The organism is Blastococcus sp. SYSU DS0533 (assembly GCF_054050775.1).
Map to the genome: position 1 here is coordinate 569,411 of NZ_JBJGZZ010000001.1, position 18,310 is coordinate 587,720.

At 74.3% G+C, this 18,310-nt stretch carries 16 protein-coding genes and 3 tRNA genes; 11 read left to right on the plus strand and 8 right to left on the minus strand.

The window, feature by feature from the left end; genetic code table 11:
* Positions 1-12 precede the first annotated feature (12 nt).
* Positions 13-279: a mycoredoxin gene (locus ACI79W_RS02855; RefSeq protein WP_456560561.1), complete on the minus strand. Its 267-nt coding sequence runs from the start codon at positions 277-279 to the stop codon at positions 13-15.
* Between the two features lie 186 nt (positions 280-465).
* Between ACI79W_RS02855 and ACI79W_RS02860 the strand changes: the two genes are divergently transcribed.
* The 4 genes from ACI79W_RS02860 (at position 466) to ACI79W_RS02875 (ending at position 3,697) form a co-directional block, all read left to right on the plus strand.
* On the plus strand, positions 466-2,460 hold the full coding sequence (locus ACI79W_RS02860) for an ATP-dependent helicase (RefSeq protein ID WP_456560562.1): 1,995 nt from the start codon (positions 466-468) through the stop codon (positions 2,458-2,460).
* Positions 2,461-2,654: 194 nt separating this feature from the next.
* Complete coding sequence (locus tag ACI79W_RS02865; protein ID WP_456560563.1) at positions 2,655-2,966, plus strand: hypothetical protein; 312 nt, start codon at positions 2,655-2,657, stop codon at positions 2,964-2,966.
* A gap of 270 nt (positions 2,967-3,236) precedes the next feature.
* Positions 3,237-3,452 (plus strand): WhiB family transcriptional regulator, encoded by a 216-nt coding sequence (locus tag ACI79W_RS02870; RefSeq protein ID WP_456560564.1) that lies wholly within the window; start codon positions 3,237-3,239, stop codon positions 3,450-3,452.
* Positions 3,453-3,532: 80 nt separating this feature from the next.
* A complete protein-coding gene (locus ACI79W_RS02875; protein WP_236827848.1) occupies positions 3,533-3,697 on the plus strand; it encodes a hypothetical protein in 165 nt (54 codons plus the stop codon).
* Positions 3,698-3,865: 168 nt separating this feature from the next.
* On the opposite strand, the gene ACI79W_RS02880 is transcribed toward ACI79W_RS02875, so the two are convergent.
* From ACI79W_RS02880 to ACI79W_RS02890, 3 genes are all read right to left on the minus strand, one after another.
* Positions 3,866-5,188 (minus strand): ABC1 kinase family protein, encoded by a 1,323-nt coding sequence (locus ACI79W_RS02880; RefSeq protein ID WP_456560565.1) that lies wholly within the window; start codon positions 5,186-5,188, stop codon positions 3,866-3,868.
* Positions 5,185-6,363, minus strand: coding sequence for a ThiF family adenylyltransferase (locus ACI79W_RS02885; RefSeq protein WP_456560566.1), 1,179 nt, complete (start codon positions 6,361-6,363; stop codon positions 5,185-5,187). Before ACI79W_RS02885 ends, ACI79W_RS02880 begins: the two co-directional genes overlap by 4 nt.
* A gap of 167 nt (positions 6,364-6,530) precedes the next feature.
* Complete coding sequence (locus ACI79W_RS02890) at positions 6,531-6,683, minus strand: DUF5679 domain-containing protein (RefSeq protein WP_012950213.1); 153 nt, start codon at positions 6,681-6,683, stop codon at positions 6,531-6,533.
* Between the two features lie 407 nt (positions 6,684-7,090).
* Here ACI79W_RS02890 and ACI79W_RS02895 point away from each other — a divergent pair, with 407 nt between their 5' ends.
* On the plus strand, positions 7,091-7,681 hold the full coding sequence (locus ACI79W_RS02895) for a M48 metallopeptidase family protein (protein WP_456560567.1): 591 nt from the start codon (positions 7,091-7,093) through the stop codon (positions 7,679-7,681).
* 4 nt (positions 7,682-7,685) lie between these two features.
* Here the strand turns inward: ACI79W_RS02895 and ACI79W_RS02900 are convergent, their stop codons facing one another.
* Positions 7,686-9,089 carry a zinc-dependent metalloprotease gene (locus tag ACI79W_RS02900; protein ID WP_456560568.1) on the minus strand — a complete coding sequence of 468 codons (1,404 nt, stop codon included), beginning with the start codon at positions 9,087-9,089 and terminating at the stop codon, positions 7,686-7,688.
* Between the two features lie 129 nt (positions 9,090-9,218).
* Between ACI79W_RS02900 and ACI79W_RS02905 the strand changes: the two genes are divergently transcribed.
* The 3 genes from ACI79W_RS02905 to ACI79W_RS02915 all read left to right on the plus strand — a co-directional run bounded on the left by ACI79W_RS02905 (position 9,219) and on the right by ACI79W_RS02915 (position 13,515).
* On the plus strand, positions 9,219-10,241 hold the full coding sequence (locus ACI79W_RS02905) for a YlbL family protein (protein ID WP_456560569.1): 1,023 nt from the start codon (positions 9,219-9,221) through the stop codon (positions 10,239-10,241).
* Between the two features lie 154 nt (positions 10,242-10,395).
* Positions 10,396-13,365 carry a UPF0182 family membrane protein gene (locus tag ACI79W_RS02910; protein WP_456560607.1) on the plus strand — a complete coding sequence of 990 codons (2,970 nt, stop codon included), beginning with the start codon at positions 10,396-10,398 and terminating at the stop codon, positions 13,363-13,365.
* Positions 13,366-13,438: 73 nt separating this feature from the next.
* Positions 13,439-13,515 (plus strand) — tRNA-Met (locus ACI79W_RS02915).
* Between the two features lie 69 nt (positions 13,516-13,584).
* On the opposite strand, the gene ACI79W_RS02920 is transcribed toward ACI79W_RS02915, so the two are convergent.
* Together ACI79W_RS02920 and ACI79W_RS02925 are read right to left on the minus strand one after the other, a co-directional pair.
* Positions 13,585-14,085, minus strand: a complete 501-nt coding sequence (locus tag ACI79W_RS02920; RefSeq protein ID WP_456560570.1) for a hypothetical protein — start codon at positions 14,083-14,085, stop codon at positions 13,585-13,587.
* 103 nt (positions 14,086-14,188) lie between these two features.
* Positions 14,189-15,535: a threonine/serine ThrE exporter family protein gene (locus ACI79W_RS02925; protein ID WP_456560571.1), complete on the minus strand. Its 1,347-nt coding sequence runs from the start codon at positions 15,533-15,535 to the stop codon at positions 14,189-14,191.
* 183 nt (positions 15,536-15,718) lie between these two features.
* On the opposite strand from ACI79W_RS02925, the gene ACI79W_RS02930 reads away from it, so the two are divergent.
* Together ACI79W_RS02930 and ACI79W_RS02935 are read left to right on the plus strand one after the other, a co-directional pair.
* Entirely contained in the window at positions 15,719-17,308 is a 1,590-nt protein-coding gene (locus ACI79W_RS02930; RefSeq protein WP_456560572.1) for a BCCT family transporter, read from the plus strand.
* 77 nt (positions 17,309-17,385) lie between these two features.
* A tRNA-Met gene (locus tag ACI79W_RS02935) sits at positions 17,386-17,462 on the plus strand.
* Positions 17,463-17,516: 54 nt separating this feature from the next.
* Here ACI79W_RS02935 and ACI79W_RS02940 read toward each other — a convergent pair.
* Entirely contained in the window at positions 17,517-18,056 is a 540-nt protein-coding gene (locus tag ACI79W_RS02940) for a hypothetical protein (protein WP_456560573.1), read from the minus strand.
* Positions 18,057-18,177: 121 nt separating this feature from the next.
* Here ACI79W_RS02940 and ACI79W_RS02945 point away from each other — a divergent pair.
* A tRNA-Met gene (locus ACI79W_RS02945) sits at positions 18,178-18,254 on the plus strand.
* Positions 18,255-18,310 lie beyond the last annotated feature (56 nt).

Below are 18,310 nucleotides of genomic sequence, written 5' to 3' on the forward strand. Positions count from 1 at the left end.
GACCACGGGTGCTCACACCTCCGGGATGTGGGCCAGCTGGGCCTTCACCGCGTCGATGCTGGGGTTGGTCAGCGCGGTGCCGTCGGGGAAGACCAGCGTGGGGACCGTGCGGTTGCCGCCGTTGGCCTGCATGACCAGGTCCGCCGCCTGCGCGTCGGTCTCGATGTCGACCTCCGCGAACGCGATGCCCTCGCGCTGCATCAGCTTCTTGAGCCGCACGCAGTACCCGCACCACGTGGTGGTGTACATGGTGACGGCGGCGCCGGGGGTCGTGGTCATCGCGGGGAGTCTCCCTGTTCGTGCCTGGTCGGTCCAGCCCCGGGACGGGGTGGCGTGCTGCGTGCATGCCAACGTGGTGCTCCTGGGGAAGCTTCCCGCCGTGCGTCGGTGCCGGCTGGGAGGATCGTCCCGGGAGCCGACGGCTCCCGGGACGTGCGGGACGAGGAACGGGGAGGGACGCCGGCGATGGCGCACGCGGACGCGGAGGCCGTGCTCGACGGCCTCGACGACGAGCAGCGCGCGGCGGCCCAGGCGGTGCAGGGGCCGGTCTGCATCCTGGCCGGGGCCGGCACCGGCAAGACCCGGACGATCACCCACCGGATCGCCTACGGGGTGCACACCGGGACCTACGTCCCCGAGCAGGTGCTGGCGGTCACGTTCACCGCGCGGGCGGCCGGCGAGCTGCGCGCCCGCCTGGCCGCCCTCGACGTCGGCGGGGTGCAGGCGCGCACCTTCCACGCCGCCGCGATGCGCCAGCTGCGCTACTTCGCCCCCCGGGTGCTCGGGGGCCCGATGCCGGGTCTGATCGAGAACAAGCTGCGGGTGGTCGCCTCCGCCGCGACGCGCAACCGGCTGACCACCGACCGGACCAGCCTGCGCGACCTCGCCAGCGAGATCGAGTGGGCCAAGACCACCCTCGCCACGCCCGAGGACTACCCGGCCCGCGCGAAGGCGGCCGGCCGGGAGGCCCCGTTCGAGCCGGCCGCCGTCGCCGCCGTCTACGCCAGCTACGAGCAGGCCAAGCAGCGCGACGGCGCGCTCGACTTCGAGGACCTGCTGCTCGTCACCGCCTACGCGCTCGAGGAGCACCCGGACGTCGCCCGTCAGGTGCGCGCCCAGTACCGGCACTTCGTCGTCGACGAGTACCAGGACGTCAACCCGCTGCAGCAGCGGCTGCTCGACGCCTGGCTCGGCGGGCGGGCGGAGGTCTGCGTCGTGGGTGACCCCAACCAGACCATCTACTCCTTCACCGGCGCCGACCCCGACTACCTGCTCGGGTTCGCCGACCGTTACGCCGACGCGGCCGTGGTGAAGCTCGAGCGCGACTACCGCTCCACGCCCCAGGTCGTCGGCCTGGCCAACCGGCTCATCGGCCAGGCGCCGCCGCGCAAGGGCCTGCCGGGGCTCCGCCTGCTCGGCCAGCGGCCCCAGGGTCCCGAGCCGCGTTTCGTGGAGCACCCCGACGAGCCGGCGGAGGCTGCGGCGGTCGCGGCCCGCTGCAAGGCCCTGATCGACGAGGGGACGCCCGCCGCCGAGATCGCCGTCCTGTTCCGCATCAACGCGCAGTCGCAGGTGTACGAGTCCGCGCTCGCCGACGCCGGGGTGCCCTACGTGCTCAAGGGCGGCGAGCGCTTCTTCGAGCGGCCCGAGGTGCGCGAGGCGGTCCTGCTGCTCCGCGGGGCGGCCGCCGGGGGCAACGACCCGGGCATGCTCGTGCCCGCCGTCCGCGACGTCCTCGCGTCGACCGGCTGGGTGGAGCACCGCCCGCCGGCCGGGGGGGCGGCGCGGGACCGCTGGCAGTCCCTCGCGGCGCTGGTCGACCTCGCCGTCGACCTCGTGGCCGAGAACCCCTCCCTGGACCTCGCCGGCTTCGTCACCCACCTCGCCGAGCGGGCCGACGCGCAGCACGCGCCGACCGTCCAGGGGGTCACCCTGGCGTCGATGCACGCGGCCAAGGGTCTGGAGTGGGACGTCGTGTTCGTGGTCGGGCTGGTCGACGGCGTGCTGCCGATCGCGCAGTCGCTGAGCCGCCCGGAGGCGGTCGAGGAGGAGCGCCGGCTGCTGTACGTGGCGGTCACCCGGGCCCGTGAGCAGCTCACCCTGTCGTGGTCGCTGGCGCGCAACCCGGGTGGCCGGCGTGCCCGCCCCCGCAGCCGCTTCCTCGACGGGCTCGCACCGGGTTCCGGGCCGACGGCGCCCCCGCCCCGCCGCCCGGCCAAGCGCGCCAAGGTGGTCCTCGAGGGCGAGGCCGGCGAGCTGTTCGAGCGGCTCCGCGCGTGGCGCAGCCAGGCCGCGCAGGACGCGTCCGTGCCCGCCTACGTCGTCTTCTCCGACGCCACGCTGCAGGCCATCGCGGAGAGCCGGCCGGCCAGCCTCCGCGAGCTGTCGGGGCTGCCCGGCATCGGGGCCCGCAAGCTGGAGCTCTACGGCGCCGACGTGCTGGCCACCGTCAGCGGCTGAACGGTGAGGAGGCCGTCGCCGACGGCGACGGCAGGCGGTTCCGAGACCCAGCGGGGCCCTCCGCGGAGGAACCGCGGTTAATTGGATTGACCCGGTGTCCGGGGCGCCCCTAGTGTCCCGTTCCACACGCGCTGCACCCCCGTGGCGAGCCCGGCCGACCGGCCGGACCGCGAGAGAGGAAGGAGGGGTACCCGATGACGATCACCACCACGATCACCGCTGCCTCCGTCGACCTCCTCGGCCTGGGCGGCGTGGACGCGCGCACGGGTGGCTTGATCATGACCGGTCCCGCCGCCCAGCACGAGGGCACCGGTCTGTCCTCCGCCGCCTGCCGCGGTGAGTGGACCGCCGTCCTCGGCGGGGTCGCCGGCACCGCCGGCGTCGCCACCTCCGACCGGCGCCCGAAGTCGCTCCGCACCGTCGAGCGCCCCTTCGCCCCCACCTACCTGCCCCAGAACGACGGCACCACCCTCGGGATCCGATCCCCCGGGAGACCGCTGAGCTAGCCGCTCGCCGGTCCTCCTCGAGGCCGCGGAACCCGAACCCGGGATCCGCGGCCTTTGTGCTTCCCCCTCCGCGGCACCCGGCCCCGACTTCGGTCGGCGGGCCACCGCCGGCCGTACACACGAGTACGAGGAGGAGCGGCAGTGCAGCAGACGATCGACCGCCCGACGTCCCACCGCCGGCCCGGGCTCCCGCGGACCGGCGGCCCCACCACGCGGCGACCGCGTCCGACGCCGCCACCCGGACCGGTCCGGCGTCCCCTGCCGTGCCGGGTGGAGGACCCCGAGCTGTGGTTCGCCGAGAGCCCGTCGCAGCTGGAGCTCGCCAAGAGCTTCTGCGGCGACTGCCCGGTGCGGGAGTCGTGCCTGGCGGGCGCGCTCTCCCGCGCCGAGCCGTGGGGCGTCTGGGGCGGCGAGATCTTCGACCGGGGTGTCGTGATCGCCCGCAAGCGGCCACGTGGCCGTCCCCGGAAGGTCGTCGCGGCGTGAGCCGGCGGCCATCCCCAGCCCGTAAGCACATGACCAGCAGTCCCGAGCTCCCGACCGGGAGCCGACCGAAGGAATCAGCGATGTACATGTTCGAGCCCGACATGGCCCGCAGCCGCATGAGCGAACTGCAGGCCGAGGCGATGGCCGCGTCCCGCGCCCGTCGTCTGTACCTGGCGCGGCGTGCCTCCCGGCGCGCCGAGCGCGCGGTCCGCCGGGCCGCACGCGCCAGCGCCGCCGTCTACTAGAGGGTCGCCGTCCTCCTCACCCCTCGCACGCTCGGGGCGAGCCTCGGGACGGGGCCGCCGGTCCTCCGGGCCCCGCTCGGCGCGACCGCACCGCCGCCACGTGCCGTCCCCCGGCGGCGTGGAGCCGTCGAGTGACACCGAGCGGGGCCCTCCGGGCCCCGCTCGGTGCTACTTCTTGAAGCCGGGGAGCCACTCCTCGAGCACCGCGCGCCAGTCGGCCGCGGCGTCGAGCTGGCACAGCACCCCGATCGACCCGATCGAGACCCGGTGGATGAGCAGGTACGCCGGCGGCAGGTTCAGCTGCCGGCCCAGCCGGTTGGCCTCGGTCCGGGGGTCGGCGATCCGCATCGCCTGCTCCTGCATCCAGGCGCGGGTGAAGTGGAAGCGGTCGGTCGCGATCGGCTCGAGCAGGGGGAGCAGGTAGTCCAGGACCGCCTCCGGGTCGACCTGCACCCCGGGTCGCACGAAGCCCTCCACCCGCAGGTCGGCCAGCACCTCCGCCGCGCGGCCTTCCAGGGCCCAGCGCAGCAGCCTGCCGATCGGTTCCGGGTGGCCGTCGGGAAGCCGGGCGATCGCGCCGAAGTCGATCACACCGAGGCGCCCGTCCGGCAGCAGCCGGAAGTTGCCCGGGTGCGGATCGGCGTGCAGCAGCCCGGCGCGCTGGGGCGCCGAGAAGTGCAGCGTGGCCAGCAGCCGGCCGGCGCGGTCGCGCTGCTCCCGGCTCCCCGTGGTGATGATCCGGGACAGCGGCGTCCCCTCGATCCACTCGGAGACGACCACCTTGGGTGCGCTGGCCACGATCCGGGGGACGGCGATCTCCGGATCGCCGGCGTAGGCGGCGGCGAACGCCCGCTGGGCATCGGCCTCCAGGCCGTAGTCGAGCTCTTCGACCACCCGTGCCTTGAGCTCGGCGATCAGCGGCTTCACGTCCAGACCGGGGAAGACGGAGGCGAACAACCGGGCGAAGCGGGCCAGCTGGTTGAGGTCGCTCATCAGCGCCGTCCCCGCGCCGGGGTACTGGATCTTCACCGCGACGTCGCGGCCGTCCCGCCAGGTGGCGCGGTGCACCTGGCCGATGCTGGCCGCCGCGGCCGGGGCGTCGTCGAACTCGGCGAAGCGCTGGCGCCACGTGCCACCCAGCTGCTGGGCGAGAACCGCGTGCACGGTCCGCACCGGCATCGGGGGCGCCTCCTCCTGCAGCTTGGTGAGCGCCTCCCGGTACGGAGCCGCCAGCTCCTCGGGGACGGCCGCCTCGAACACCGACAGCGTCTGGCCGAGCTTCATGGCGCCGCCCTTGAGCTGGCCCAGCACGGCGAACAGCTGCTCGGCGGTGCGCTGCTGCAGCTCCGCGTTCACCGCCTCGGCGGGGCGGCCGGACAACCGCTTGCCGATCCCGAGGGTGGCGCGGCCCGCCGCACCCAGGGGCAGGGAGGCGAGCCGCGCGGTCCGCGCGACCGACCCCCGTGGCATCGCCGGTCGCTCGTCGCTCACACGTCCTCCTCGCCGGCGGCCGGGCGGAGCGGCGCCGTGTCGTGTCCGGTGAGCCCGAGAGCTCGGTCGGCAGCCATTGTCGCCCGAGCGGCCGCAGTCGCGCCGGGAGGGCATGCCCTGCCCTCCTCGGACGGGGCGCCCCCGGTGTCCGCCGCACCGCAGCCGCAGGACGGGTGCGGGGGCCATCGCCGCAGGTGGGGCAGGAGGTCCGGTGGCCGCAGCTCCACGGTGGCGTCGAGCGTGACCGGCGCGCCACGCCCGTCGATGCAGGCGAGCACCTGGCCGGCCGCGAGCACCGCGGTGAGCAGGCAGGTGAGGGTGGCGCCGCTGGGGGGCGGCTCGGACGCGGTCAGCTGGGCCGCGAGCCGGGGCCAGCGCGGATCGGCGTCCCGGCGGTGCAGGTCGCCGCAGCGCAGGCAGCTGCTGGCACCGGGCACGACCAGGGGCCCCACGACCCCCGTCTCGCCGCGGACCGTTGCCACCAGGTGCGGGCCGGGCACCGCGGGCTCCACCGGGTCCGAGGCGGCCCAGGGACGGGTGAGGACGACGAGGTCGGGACGCAGACCGGCGGGTAGCGGCCCCAGGTCGGTCAGCGGGCTGGCCCGGCGGACGGCGTCGGCCGCGGCCACGGCCCGGGGGCGGCCCTCGTCCGCGGCGGTCAGGCCGCCCACGACGGCGTCGGCGGCGGTGACGACACCGGCGTCCCGCACCACGACACGGCCCACGCCGCTCGCGGCCAGGACGGCCGCCAGCGGCGTGCCCACGCGCGTCGCCCCTTCGACCACCACGGTCGCCCGCTGCCGGGCCCGCCAGCCCCCAGCGCCGGGGGAGGAGCCGGCCGCGGGCAGTTCCACGGCCGCGCGGGCGATCGCTCCCGGGCCGGGGCCGATCGCGAGCAGGTCGGCCGGGTCCAGCTCGTGCACCAGGCCGGCCGCGCGGAGGGCGTCCACGACGGCGTCCACCACCCCCGGCGGCACGCCCTCCCCGGCGGCGTCGGCCCGGACGGAGCGCCGGGGCCGCCGGCCGTCGAGGGCCCGGAGCAGGGGCGCCAGACCCGCGGCGGGCGCCAGGAGCAGCCCGTCGGTGGAGTCGACGCCGCCGACCTGGACGCTGCCGGCGTCTCCGGCGAGCAGCGGGGTCGCCGCGGGGAGGAGGGGATGGGCGTTGTCGCTCACCCCGGCAGGGTGGCAGCCGGACGTGGGACCCGGGCCCGTCGTCCACAGGCCCCACGACGACGGCGGCGCCCCCGCAGGGGACGCCGCCGTGGTGACGTGCTGGATCGGTCCTCCTGCAGGGGCCCGCCGCGAGCCTGCGAGTGGCGGGGGGCAGGAGGGTCCTTCTCCTACGCCTTGCCGAGGATCCGGTTCATCTTGGTGCCGCAGACCGGGCAGGTGCCCTGCGCCATGCGGCGGCCGGACTCGCTCACCTTGACCTCGCCGTCGAAGTCGCGCTTCTCCTTGCACTTCACGCAGTAGCCGTTGTAGCTCTCCGCCACGGGATCTCCTCGTCTCCGGGGCGCCCCGGCTCGCACGCCGGGCGCCGTTCGCGAGAACGCTACCCGCGGTCCCCGCTGGCGATGCCCCCGCGGGCACCCGGCCGTGGCGTTCCGGGGCCCCGGGCGGAGCGCTTTCCCCACAGCTGTGGACGGAGCTGTGGACGCCATGTTGACGGCGTGGCGTGTCGCTGTGCGGAACCGGGGGACGGGCCGGGGACGGGTCACCCGCCGTGACCGGCCACGGCGCGCCGACCTGCGCCGACGTCCTCGAGTGGGTGTGGAACCCCGCGCGCAGGCACCCTCGTCACCGGGTGGAGCGGCGGCGGTGTCCACCGTCCGTGCGACCTGCACCCGAGCGGGTGTCCCTGCGCGGGCGCCACGCCCGGACGGTGCCCTACGGTCTCCTCGTGCCCGGAACGACTCCTCCTGCGAGCGCCCTGCCTGAGCCGGCGGACGGCGACGTCGTGGAGGTCCGGCGCAGCAGCCGCCGGCGGCGCACCGTGACCGCCTACCGGGAGCTGGGCCGCACCGTGGTGCTCATCCCGGCCGCGTTCAGCCCGGCGGAAGAGCAACGCTGGGTCGAGCAGATGGTCGCCAAGCTGCGCACCCGCGAGGAGCGCCGCAAGCGCTCGCTGGGGGGCGACGCCGAGCTCCTGGCACGGGCCAGGGCGCTGTCGGCCGCCCACCTCGACGGCCTCGCCGAACCGGCGAGCGTGCGCTGGGTGGACAACCAGCACCGTCGCTGGGGCTCCTGCACCCCGGCGGACCGGACGATCCGCCTCTCCAGCCGGTTGCGCTCGATGCCCGAGTACGTCGTCGACTACGTGCTGGTCCACGAACTGGTGCACCTGCTCGAGCCCGGGCACGACGAGCGCTTCTGGGCCCTCGTGGCGCAGTACCCCCGTGCCGAGCGGGCGCGCGGCTTCCTGGAGGGCGTCGAGCTGGCGTCCACCGCGGGGGCGGCGGGCGCCGAGCCCCTTCCCGACGTCGACGGGTGAGCGGCTAGCCCTCGCCGCCCAGCTCGCGCCGGTCCTCGTCGTCGGCCGGGTCCCCGCCGTCGGAGGTCCGGTCCGGCGCCCGCTCGGCGTCGTCGGCGGTCAGCGCGGCGAGCTCGTCGTCGAGGCCCTGACGGGCGACGAAGTCCAGCGGCTCGTCCAGGTCGTCCGAGGTCGGCAGCAGGTCGGGGTGGGACCACAACCGGTCCCGCTCCGCGCTGCCGTGCTGCTGGCCCATCGCACCCCACACCGTCGCCGCGTCGCGGAGCCGGCGCGGCCGCAGCTGGAGCCCCACCAGCGTGGCGAAGGTCTGCTCGGCGGGGCCGCCGGAGGCCCGCCGGCGGCGCATCGTCTCGGCGAGGGCGGCGTGCCCGGGCAACCGGTCGGCCGCCGCGGCGGCGACCACGGCGTCGACCCAGCCCTCGACGAGGGCGAGCAGCGTCTCGAGCCGGCGCAGCGCCATCTGCTGCTCGGGGGTCTCCTCGGGCTCCAGCACGCCGCTGCCCAGCAGCCGCTGGATGCTCTCCGGGTCGCTGGGGTCCAGCCCACCGCCCATGCCGCCGGCCATCGCCTCGTTGATGCCGCGCTCGATCGCCTCGCGGTCGATGGTGATGCCGCGCGCGTAGGCGTGCACGGCGTCCTGGAGTTGCTGGCGCAGCCAGGGCACGTGGGCGAACAGCCGCTGGGACGCCGCCTCCCGCAGGGCCACGAACAGCCGGACCTCGTCGGCCGGGCGGTCGAGGCCCTCGGCGAAGGAGGCCAGGTTCTGCGGGACCAGCACACCGGTGCCGGCGGGCGCCAGTGGGAGGCCGACGTCGGTGCTGGTGAGCACCTCCCCGGCCAGCGAGCCGAGCGCCTGGCCGACCTGGGCGCCGAACATCATGCCGCCCATGCGGCCCATGATCCCGGCGATCGGGCCGAAGGACATCGCCGCTTCCTCGGGCAGCGCGCTGGTCATCGCCGCCACCACGCGCTCCGCCAGCGGGTCGATGAGCGACGCCCACGCGGCCTGCGTCTGCTCCACCCACTCCACACGGGACCACGCGGCGGTGCGCTCGATCCCCGAGGGCAGCTCGGTGACCTGGTCCAGCCACAGGTCGGCCAGCCGCAGGGATTCGGCGGTGGCGGCGCGCTCCTGCTCCGACGAGGGCTGGTGCCCGGCCGCGAGCTGGCTGATCGCGCCCTGCCGGGCGAGATCCCAGTTGACGGGGCCGCCCGACCAGTTCATGAGCTTCTGGAGCTCGGCGAAGAGCGGCATCTTGCCGAGCACGTCCTCGGGCGACCCGCCACCGGCCATGCCGCCGAAGAGGGCGCCGAGGCCGAACGGGTCACCGCCCTGGTCGCCGCGGCCGGGCTCGCGGCGCTCGGGGTCGCGGTCGGGAGGGCCGAAGCCGAACGGGACGTCGCTCATGCGTCCACGGTAGACGTGCGATCTTCAGCCGGCGAAGGCGTTCGCCGGGAGAGGATGGCTGCCTGCAGGGGCCCGCCGCGAGCCTGCGAGCGGTGGGGGCAGGGGGTCCTTCACCTAGGCTCGCGCCTCGTGACCCGCCGCAACGCCGTTCTCAGCGTGGGCGCCGTGCTCCTGCTGCTGTTCGGCGTGCTCGGCACCACCGTGCCCGTGCCCTACGTCGCGCAGGTGCCCGGCCCCACGTTCGACACGCTCGGGGAGGTCGACGGCGAGCCGATCATCGCGGTGCAGGGCCGGGAGCGCAACGACGTGGAGGGCGACCTCAACCTGACCACCGTCGGCGTCAGCCGCGGCGGGCTCAGTCTCGTGCAGGCGGTCCGCGGCTGGTTCGACGACGAGGTCAGCGTGGTCCCCGAGGAGACGGTCTACCCTCCCGACCGCAGCGAGGAGGAGACCCGGCAGGTGAACCGCCAGGCCTTCGTCACCTCGGAGCAGGCGGCGGAGAGCGTCGCCCTCGGCGAGCTCGGCTACCCGGAGAAGGTGGTCGTACGGGAGGTGCCCGAGGGCTCGCCGTCGGCGGGGCGGCTGGAGGAGGGCGACGCGCTGGAGACGGTCGACGGCCGCCCGGTCCCCGACGCCGAGGTGCTGGCCGACGTCCTGGCCGGCATCCCGCCCGGCACGCCCGTCACCGTCGGCTACACGCGGCTGGGGGAGCCGGGCACCGCGACGGTCACCACTCAGGAAGCCGAGGAGCGGGCCGGGTCCCTGCTGGGCGTGAGCGTCCTGGACCAGCCCTCGGCGCCCTTCGACGTCGACATCCAGGTGGCCGACGTGGGCGGCCCATCGGCCGGGCTCATGCTGACCCTCGGCATCCTCGACCTGGTGGGCGAGGAGGACCTGACCGGCGGTGCGGCGATCGCCGGTACCGGCACCATCGACCTCGCCGGCAACGTCGGCCCGATCGGCGGCATCGCGCTGAAGATGGTGGCGGCCCGCGACATCGGCGCGGACCTCTTCCTCGTCCCGGCCGCGAACTGCGCCGAGGCGCTGGCCGCCCCTGACACCGGAGTGCCGATGGCTCGGGTCGCCACGCTGGACGACGCGCTGGCCGCCCTCGCCGACCTGCGCGCCGACCGGGCACCGGAGGGGTGCTGACGCCGGACGCGCCGACATCCCTGGGAACCCCGCGCCGTCCGGTGCGTTGTCCATGAGGCCGGGCGCGCCCGGCGCCGCACCACCCGACCCCCTGCGGTCGATCGTCGCGTGGCCGAGAGGCCGCGCCTGCAACTGAAGGAGACCGCTCGTGGCCATGCGGCCCCCCGTGCCGGTACCGACGCTGTCGCGGCGCGCGAAGCTGGTCATCGGCGCCATCGCCGTGCTGCTGGTGCTGTTCACCGCCGTCGGCACCCTGACCAACGTCTACGTCGACTACCTGTGGTTCGACGAGACCGGCTACACCGAGGTGTTCTGGACCGAGCTCCAGTCCCGCGCCCTGCTCTTCGCCGTGGCGGGGGTGGCGACCGGTGGGTTCACCGCGCTGGCCATGTACCTGGCCTACCGCTTTCGCCCGACGTTCCGCCCCATGTCGCTCGAGCAGCAGAACCTCGAGCGCTACCGCCAGTCCCTCGAGCCGCGGCGTGGCCTGGTGCTCACCGGCATCGCCGTGGTCCTCGGGCTGTTCGCCGGGTTCACCGCGCAGAGCAGCTGGGAGACCTGGCTGTCGTTCCGCAACAGCACCGACTTCGGCCGCACCGACCCCCAGTTCGGCATCGACCTGTCGTTCTTCGTCTTCGACTACCCCTTCTACCGGCTGCTGCTGGGGTTCGGGTTCGCAGTCGTCATCCTCGCGCTCATCGGCTCGCTGCTGACCCACTACGTCTTCGGCGGGCTGCGCCTGCAGACCCCGGGTCAGAAGCTGACCAGCGCCGCACGGGTGCAGCTCTCGGTGCTGCTGGGCGTCTTCCTCGCCCTCAAGGCCGTCGCCTACTGGCTGGACCGGTACGGGCTGGTCTACTCCAACCGCGGTGACGTCTTCACCGGTGCCAGCTACACCGACGTCAACGCGCTGCTGACGCCGAAGACGATCCTGGTCTTCGTGGCGGCCGTGTGCGCCCTGGCGTTCTTCGCCAACATCGTCGTCCGCAACTTCCTGCTGCCGGCCGCGGCCCTGGTGCTGCTGCTGGTCTCCAGCCTGGCGATCGGCGTGGCGTACCCGGCGGTCGTCCAGCAGTTCGTCGTCGGCCCCAGCGCCAACGAGAAGGAGGCGCCCTACATCGATCGGGCGATCGAGGCGACGCGGGACGCCTACGACCTGACCGAGATCGACTACGTGAACTACGCGCAGGACGCCACGGGCGACGAGGTCGACCCCGAGGCCGCCCTGGCCGACCTGCGCGCGGACTCCGAGACGATCCCGAACGCCCGGCTGCTGGACCCGAACGTCCTCTCCGACACGTTCACCGCACGCCAGCAGATCCGCAACGTGTACGGCTTCCCGGAGAAGCTGGACATCGACCGCTACACCATCGACGGCGAGACCCGTGACTACGTGGTGGCGGTGCGCGAGCTCAACAGCTCGGGGCTGTCGGAGAACCAGGACACCTGGATCAACCGGCACACCGTCTACACGCACGGCAACGGGTTCGTGGCCGCGCCGGCCAACGAGGTCGTCGCCGGGCAGGAGGGTGGCGAGCCGCGGTTCACCACCCGCGACCTGCCCACCCGCGGCAACATCGACGTCGACGAGCCGCGCATCTACTACGGCGAGCTGATCCAGGTGAACGGCCAGGACGTGTACTCCGTGGTCGGGGCCCCGGAGGGCGCGGAGCCGCGCGAGTTCGACCAGCCCGAGGGCGGCTCGGACGAGCGCCAGATCAACAACACCTACGAGGGCGAGGGTGGCGTCGAGATCGGCAGCTTCTTCCGGCAGCTGACCTTCGCGATCCACTACCGCGAGCGCAACTTCCTGCTCTCCAGCGCGGTCAACGAGGAGTCCAAGGTCCTCTACGTCCGGGACCCGCGGGAGCGGGTGCAGAAGGCCGCGCCGTTCCTCGAGATCGACGGCGACCCGTACCCGGCGGTCATCGACGGCGAGATCCAGTGGATCCTCGACGGCTACACGACGTCGGACTCCTACCCCTACGCCGAGCAGATGCAGCTGGGCGAGGCCGCGGCCGACGCCCTCACCGGCACCGGCACGACGGCGCTGCCGAACGAGACCTTCAACTACATCCGCAACTCGGTGAAGGCGACGGTCGACGCCTACGACGGCACGGTGCGGCTCTACGAGTGGGACACCGAGGACCCTGTCCTCAAGACCTTCATAAAGGCCTTCCCCGGCGTCGTGGAGCCCCGGGACGCGATGCCGGAGGGGCTGGTGGACCACGTCCGCTACCCGGAGGACCTGTTCAAGGTGCAGCGGGACATCCTGACCCGCTACCACGTCGACGACCCGCAGAACTTCTACAGCGGCAACGACCGCTGGCAGATCCCGGACGACCCGACGCAGAACACCGACCAGGCCCAGCCGCCGTACTACATCCTGGCGGAGCGGCCCGGCGAGGACGGTGCGTCGTTCCAGCTGACCAGCGCGCTCAACGCCTTCAACCGGCAGAACCTCTCGGCGTTCGTCTCGGCGTCCAGCGATGCGGAGACCTACGGGCAGCTCCAGGTGCTGCGGCTGCCGGGGAACACCCCGTTCCGCGGGCCCCAGCAGGTGCAGCAGTCGTTCAACACCAACGACGAGGTCGCCCGTGACCTGAACCTGTTCCGCAGCGCGGACTCCACACCGGTGTTCGGCAACCTCCTCACCCTGCCGATCGGCGACGGCGGGCTGCTCTACGTCGAGCCCCTCTACGTCGAGGGCACGGGGGAGAACTCCTTCCCGCTGCTGCGCAAGGTGCTGGTGAACTACGGCGATCGGGTCGGCTACGCCGACACGCTGGCCGAGGCGCTGGACCAGGTCTTCGGGCCGGGGGCCGGGGAGTCGGCCACCGACAACGACGACACCGGTGCCGACGGCGACACGTCCGCGGACCTGCCGGAGACGGCCGATCCCGAGACCCCGGCGCCGACCGAGCCGCCGGCCGACGGCGGCGCGGAGACCCCGTCCGCCACGGTGCTGGCGGATGCGGTGGCCGACATGAACGCCGCGCTCGAGGCGCTGGCCACCGCTCAGCGCGAGGGCGACTTCGCCGGTCAGGGGCAGGCGCTCGAGGACCTGCAGGCGGCCGTGACCGCCTACCAGGAGGCGCAGCGGGCAGCCGAAGGGGCCGACTGACGGTCCCCTCCCGGGTGGGGTGGGCGCCCCCGGCGCCGACCCCACCCGGGAGCTGGTAGGCTGATCTCACCGACGCGGGGTGGAGCAGCTCGGTAGCTCGCTGGGCTCATAACCCAGAGGTCGCAGGTTCGAATCCTGTCCCCGCTACCACCACGAAGGCCCGGCCCCTCAGGGGCCGGGCCTTCGTCGTCCGCGGGGCACGGTCCCGGGCGGGTGCGGTCAGCGCGCGCCGGCGTCGATGCGCTCGCGCGACCGGTGGTCCTCCTGCCGCGACGCGCGGCGGTACGGCGTGGGCCGCGGTCGCACGGGCGCCCCGGGGGAGCGCCCGTGACCCGTCGCGGGGACGCCCTGGTCCGTGGGCGGCGGGGTGACCGCGTGCTCGGGCGGGCGCGGCCGGCTGGTCAGCGTAGCCAGGAGGCTGTGCGGCCGGGTGCGGTCCTGCTCCGGCACCGGGGTGCCCGTGGGCAGCGGGCGGGCCGGCGACGCCGGGAACGGCTCGCGCCGGGGCGGGTGCGCCGGGTCGGGCAGCCGCAGCTCGGCGAGGTCCTTCCACGTCGAGTGCCGCAGCCCGTCGACGGTGCACCGCACCCGGGCGGAGACCCGGCCGTCGCGGGTGTGCCGCCAGCCCAGCAGCTCACCGGAGTACCAGATGCCCAGGTGGTGGATCTCCACCGGCTGCGGGTCCCCGACGAACCTGCTCGTCGTCCCGTCGCCCACCACGAGGCGGACTGTAGGCGTGGCGTGAGCGGGGGAGCCGGAGGCGCGCACGGCCCCCCGCCGTGGCTGCGGCGGCCCGTCCCACCGTTCACACGGGTCCGTTCAGTCAGGCGCGCGAGGGCTGCGTCCGGTGGTCCGACCGGCTCCTGGGGCGCATGCCGCGAGCCTGGACCAGGCCGGTCAGCCGGCGTTCGCCCGGCAGGCGGGTCCGCCGCAGGGCCTGCGCCACGTACTCGCCGAGGAGCGCCCCCGCGGCCAGGGCCAGGCCGACGGTGATCGCCGTGCCGAGCAGCGTGATCCCGCCCAGCGTGTCGTCCTCGGTCAGCCTCCGCAGACCGCGGTAGATCGTGAGCCCCGGGAGGAGGGGGATGATGCCGGCGGCGACGTAGACCAGCGCGGGGACCCGCTGGCGGGCGGCCAGGGCGAAGCTGCCCAGGCCGATGACGACGGCGGCTGCCGCCGTGGCCAGGGTGACCGTGAGCCGCAGTTGGTCCAGCCCGGCGAAGACGGCCCAGCCGATCGCGCCGGCGGCGGCCGCGGGCGCCAGGGTGCGCCGGGGGGCGTGGTTGGCGACGGCGAAGGAACCCGAGATGGCGGCCGCCGCCACGAGCTGCAGCGGCACGTCCGCCAGGCCGCTGGAGGGCGGATCCCACATCGCGACCGGGACGCCGAGCCGCACGCCGATCGACAACCCGACCGCGACCCCGCTGATGATCCCGGCCGTGAGCAGGAAGGTCTCGAAGGCCCGCGCGCTCGCGGTCACGTAGAAGCCGGTGATGGCGTCGTGCACCGCGCCGACGAGCGTGACACCGGGCAGCAGCAGGACGATCCCGCCGGCCACGACCAGTGAGGGCCGGACGCCGATGTCCGCGGCGACCAGCACCAGTGCGACCGCCGTGGCGATCAGGCCACCGACGGCGTTGAGGAAGAAGGTGGGCAGCCCCCGCCGCCCGAGCCGGTCGATGGCGAGGTCGACGAGCACGGTGGCCCCGAACGCGGCCGCCGTCACCGCGGCACCGGCGCCGAGGAGCACGGCGACCGCCGCGGCGAGCAGCGCCCGCGCCCCCGTCACGACCCACCGCCGGTAGGGCTGCCGACCGGCGGCGACCGACTCGAGCCGCCGGTCGGCCTCCGCCGGGGTGACCCGCCCCGCGGCCAGGTCGCCGACGACGTTGTGGACGGCGGTGGCGCGGGAGTAGTCGAGCTCCCGCTGCTGGACCAGGCGCAACCCGCTGACGGGCCCGGCGTCCTGCGCGGCGTGGCCGGAGACGGTGATCGAGGTGAAGGTGATGTCGCACTCCACCCGCCGGAGGCCGCAGGACCGCGCCACGACCGTGCAGGTGGCGGTCACCTCGGCGGCGCTGGCCCCCGCGGACAGGAGCAGCTCGCCCGCCCGGAGTGCCAGGTCGACGGCGTGGTGGGCATCCTGCACTGCGAGGGGCTCGGGCGGCACCCGTCCACGATCCCCGACGTTGCCGGTGCTGCGGGGGTGGGACTCGTCACCCGCGGAAAGATGCGTTTTCCGGTGCTTGCTGCAACTCTGGATGATCGTGCCGCCCGACGGGTACTGCCCCCCGGGCGGCCTCCGCCGGTCGTCGGCCGGCAGTCGCGTCCCCAACCGAAGGAACCGCCCCTCGTGCGAAGAACATCCGCCGTATTCTGGGCCTCGCTGGCCATCGTGCTCCCGTTCGTCCTCTGGGGAGCGGTGTCACCTACCTCCCTCGACTCCGCCGCCACATCCGCGCGGACCTTCGTCGTCGACCGGTTCGGCTGGTTCTACCTGCTCACCGCGACGATCGTGCTGGTCGCCGTGATCGCGGTGGCGGCCTCGCGGTGGGGCCGGGTGCGGCTGGGCAAGGACGACGACCGGCCGGAGTACAGCACCCGGGCCTGGTTCGCGATGCTGTTCAGCGCGGGGATGGGCATCGGGCTGGTGTTCTGGGGAGTGGCCGAGCCGGTGTCGCACTTCCTCACCCCGCCGACGGCCACCCCGGAGAGCACGGAGGCCGCCCGGGACGCGCTCCGGTACTCCTTCTTCCACTGGGGCCTGCACCCGTGGGGCATCTACGCCGTCCTGGCGCTGGCCCTGGCCTACGCCCGCTTCCGCCGCGGCTGGAAGGCCACCATCAGCGGGGCCCTGCGGCCGATCCTCGGGGACCGCGTCGACGGCCCGCTGGGTGCCGCGGTCGACACCATCGCGGTGGTGGCGACCGTGTTCGGCGTCGCGACGTCGCTCGGCCTCGGGGCCGCCCAGATCAACGGTGGTCTCAACTCCCTCGACGACGGCATCGCGATCGGATCGGGCGTGCAGCTGGCGATCATCGCGGTGGTCACCGTCCTGTTCCTGATCTCCGCGCTGTCGGGCATCAACCGCGGGATCAAGTGGCTGTCGACCGCCAACGTCGTGCTCGCCATCGCGCTCTTCGCCTTCGTGCTGTTCACCGCCTCGTCCGGCCGGCTCGTGGGCGCGTTCACCACGACCCTCGGCAGCTACTTCGCCGAGCTGCCCACGATGAGCCTGCAGACCGGCCCCTTCGACGCCCAGCGCTCGGAGTGGATCAACGGCTGGACGATCTTCTACTGGGCGTGGTGGATCTCCTGGTCGCCGTTCGTGGCGACGTTCATCGCGCGCATCTCGCGTGGCCGCACCATCCGCGAGTTCGTCATCGGCGTGCTCGCGGTGCCCACCCTGGTCAGCGGGCTGTGGTTCTCGGTGTTCGGCGGCGCGGGCATCCTCGCCGAGCAGGAGGGCGCCGGGCTCGCGGGCCAGGCGACCGAGCAGCAGCTGTTCGCGCTGCTGGACACGCTGCCCGGCGGTGTGATCGCCGGGATCGGGGCGATGATCCTCATCGTCACCTTCTTCGTCACCAGCGCCGACTCGGCCACGTTCGTCCTCGGCTCGCTGAGCAGCCGTGGCGGGCAGGACCCGGCGCGCGTCGTCAGCGTGGTCTGGGGCCTGGTCATCTCCGCCTCCGCCGCCGTTCTCCTGGTCAGCGGGGGGCTGGGCGGGGTGCAGACCGCGTCGATCGTGGCCGCGTTCCCCTTCGCGGTCGTGCTGCTCCTGGTCCTCGTGTCGCTGGCGAAGGGGCTCGGGCAGGAACCGCGGATGCCACGCCGCGCCCCGGAGGGCCCGCCCGCTCAGCACGCGGTGCCCTCGAGGGAGAACGGGGCCGCCGCCGGCGCGACGGCAGCACCGGCGACGGCGGGTACGCCCGGCACCTCCTGAGGTCAGGCCGGTCCCGCGGTCGAGCTCCGACCGCGGGACCCGCCACCGGAGCCGGTGGGGTACCGTGGTGCCCGCAGCGCGGGGTGGAGCAGCTCGGTAGCTCGCTGGGCTCATAACCCAGAGGTCGCAGGTTCGAATCCTGTCCCCGCTACCACCACGGAGGCCCGGCCCCTCAGGGGCCGGGCCTCCGTCGTCCGTCAGGGGCGGATCAGTCGTCGGCGGCCTCCTCGGGCGCCTCGTCGTTGCCGCCGAACACCTGTGCGGCCACCTCGCGCCGGGTCGTGGTGAGCCAGCCGTGCTGCCGGTCAGCCTGCTCGATGAGCTCGTCGAGCCGGTCGGCGTCCAGGCGGTGGTCGATGTCGGCGATCTCCCGGAGGCTCTCGAAGCCGCTGCGCTTGGCCCGGACGGCGGAGGCGAGGAACTCGAACTCCACGAGGTCGCTCAACGGCGAGCGGGTGGCGAGCCGGCCGTTGAGCTTCAGCCGCGAGACCTTCTCGCCGACCCAGAGGGCGGCCTGCTTGTACCGCTGCTCGCGGAGCTCCAGGTCCCGCATGATGGTGCGGAGCGCGGCGTTCTCCTCGTGCAGCTCGGTCAGCAGCTGCTGGAGAGGCGGCTCGTACCGCGTTCCCCGGTGCACCCCGATCATCCGCCGCACCAGCTCGATGCCCCCGATCGAGGCGGCCAGGTGGTCGTTGACGTAGACGGCCAGCAGGTCGACGTTGCGCAGACCGGCGGGGGGACGGGACACGGGACCTCCTGGGAGAGCGGTTGGGAACAGTGTCGCGGTCGTCGGGGCGCGGCGCGCGAGGTCCACGCGGACGGGTGCCCCCGGCGGCCCGGCGGACGGGCGTGTACCGTGGTGCCCGCAGCGCGGGGTGGAGCAGCTCGGTAGCTCGCTGGGCTCATAACCCAGAGGTCGCAGGTTCGAATCCTGTCCCCGCTACCACGACGAAGGCCCGGTCACCTGCAGGTGGCCGGGCCTTCGTGCACCTGCGGACCGGC

Excerpts from the sequence above, each read along its gene's own strand:
- ACI79W_RS02855 (WP_456560561.1), bottom strand. The coding sequence starts at position 279 with ATGACCACGACCCCCGGCGCCGCCGTCACCATGTACACCACCACGTGG.
- ACI79W_RS02860 (WP_456560562.1), top strand. The coding sequence starts at position 466 with ATGGCGCACGCGGACGCGGAGGCCGTGCTCGACGGCCTCGACGACGAG.
- ACI79W_RS02865 (WP_456560563.1), top strand. The coding sequence starts at position 2,655 with ATGACGATCACCACCACGATCACCGCTGCCTCCGTCGACCTCCTCGGC.
- ACI79W_RS02875 (WP_236827848.1), top strand. The coding sequence starts at position 3,533 with ATGTACATGTTCGAGCCCGACATGGCCCGCAGCCGCATGAGCGAACTG.
- ACI79W_RS02900 (WP_456560568.1), bottom strand. The coding sequence starts at position 9,089 with ATGAGCGACGTCCCGTTCGGCTTCGGCCCTCCCGACCGCGACCCCGAG.
- ACI79W_RS02910 (WP_456560607.1), top strand. The coding sequence starts at position 10,396 with ATGCGGCCCCCCGTGCCGGTACCGACGCTGTCGCGGCGCGCGAAGCTG.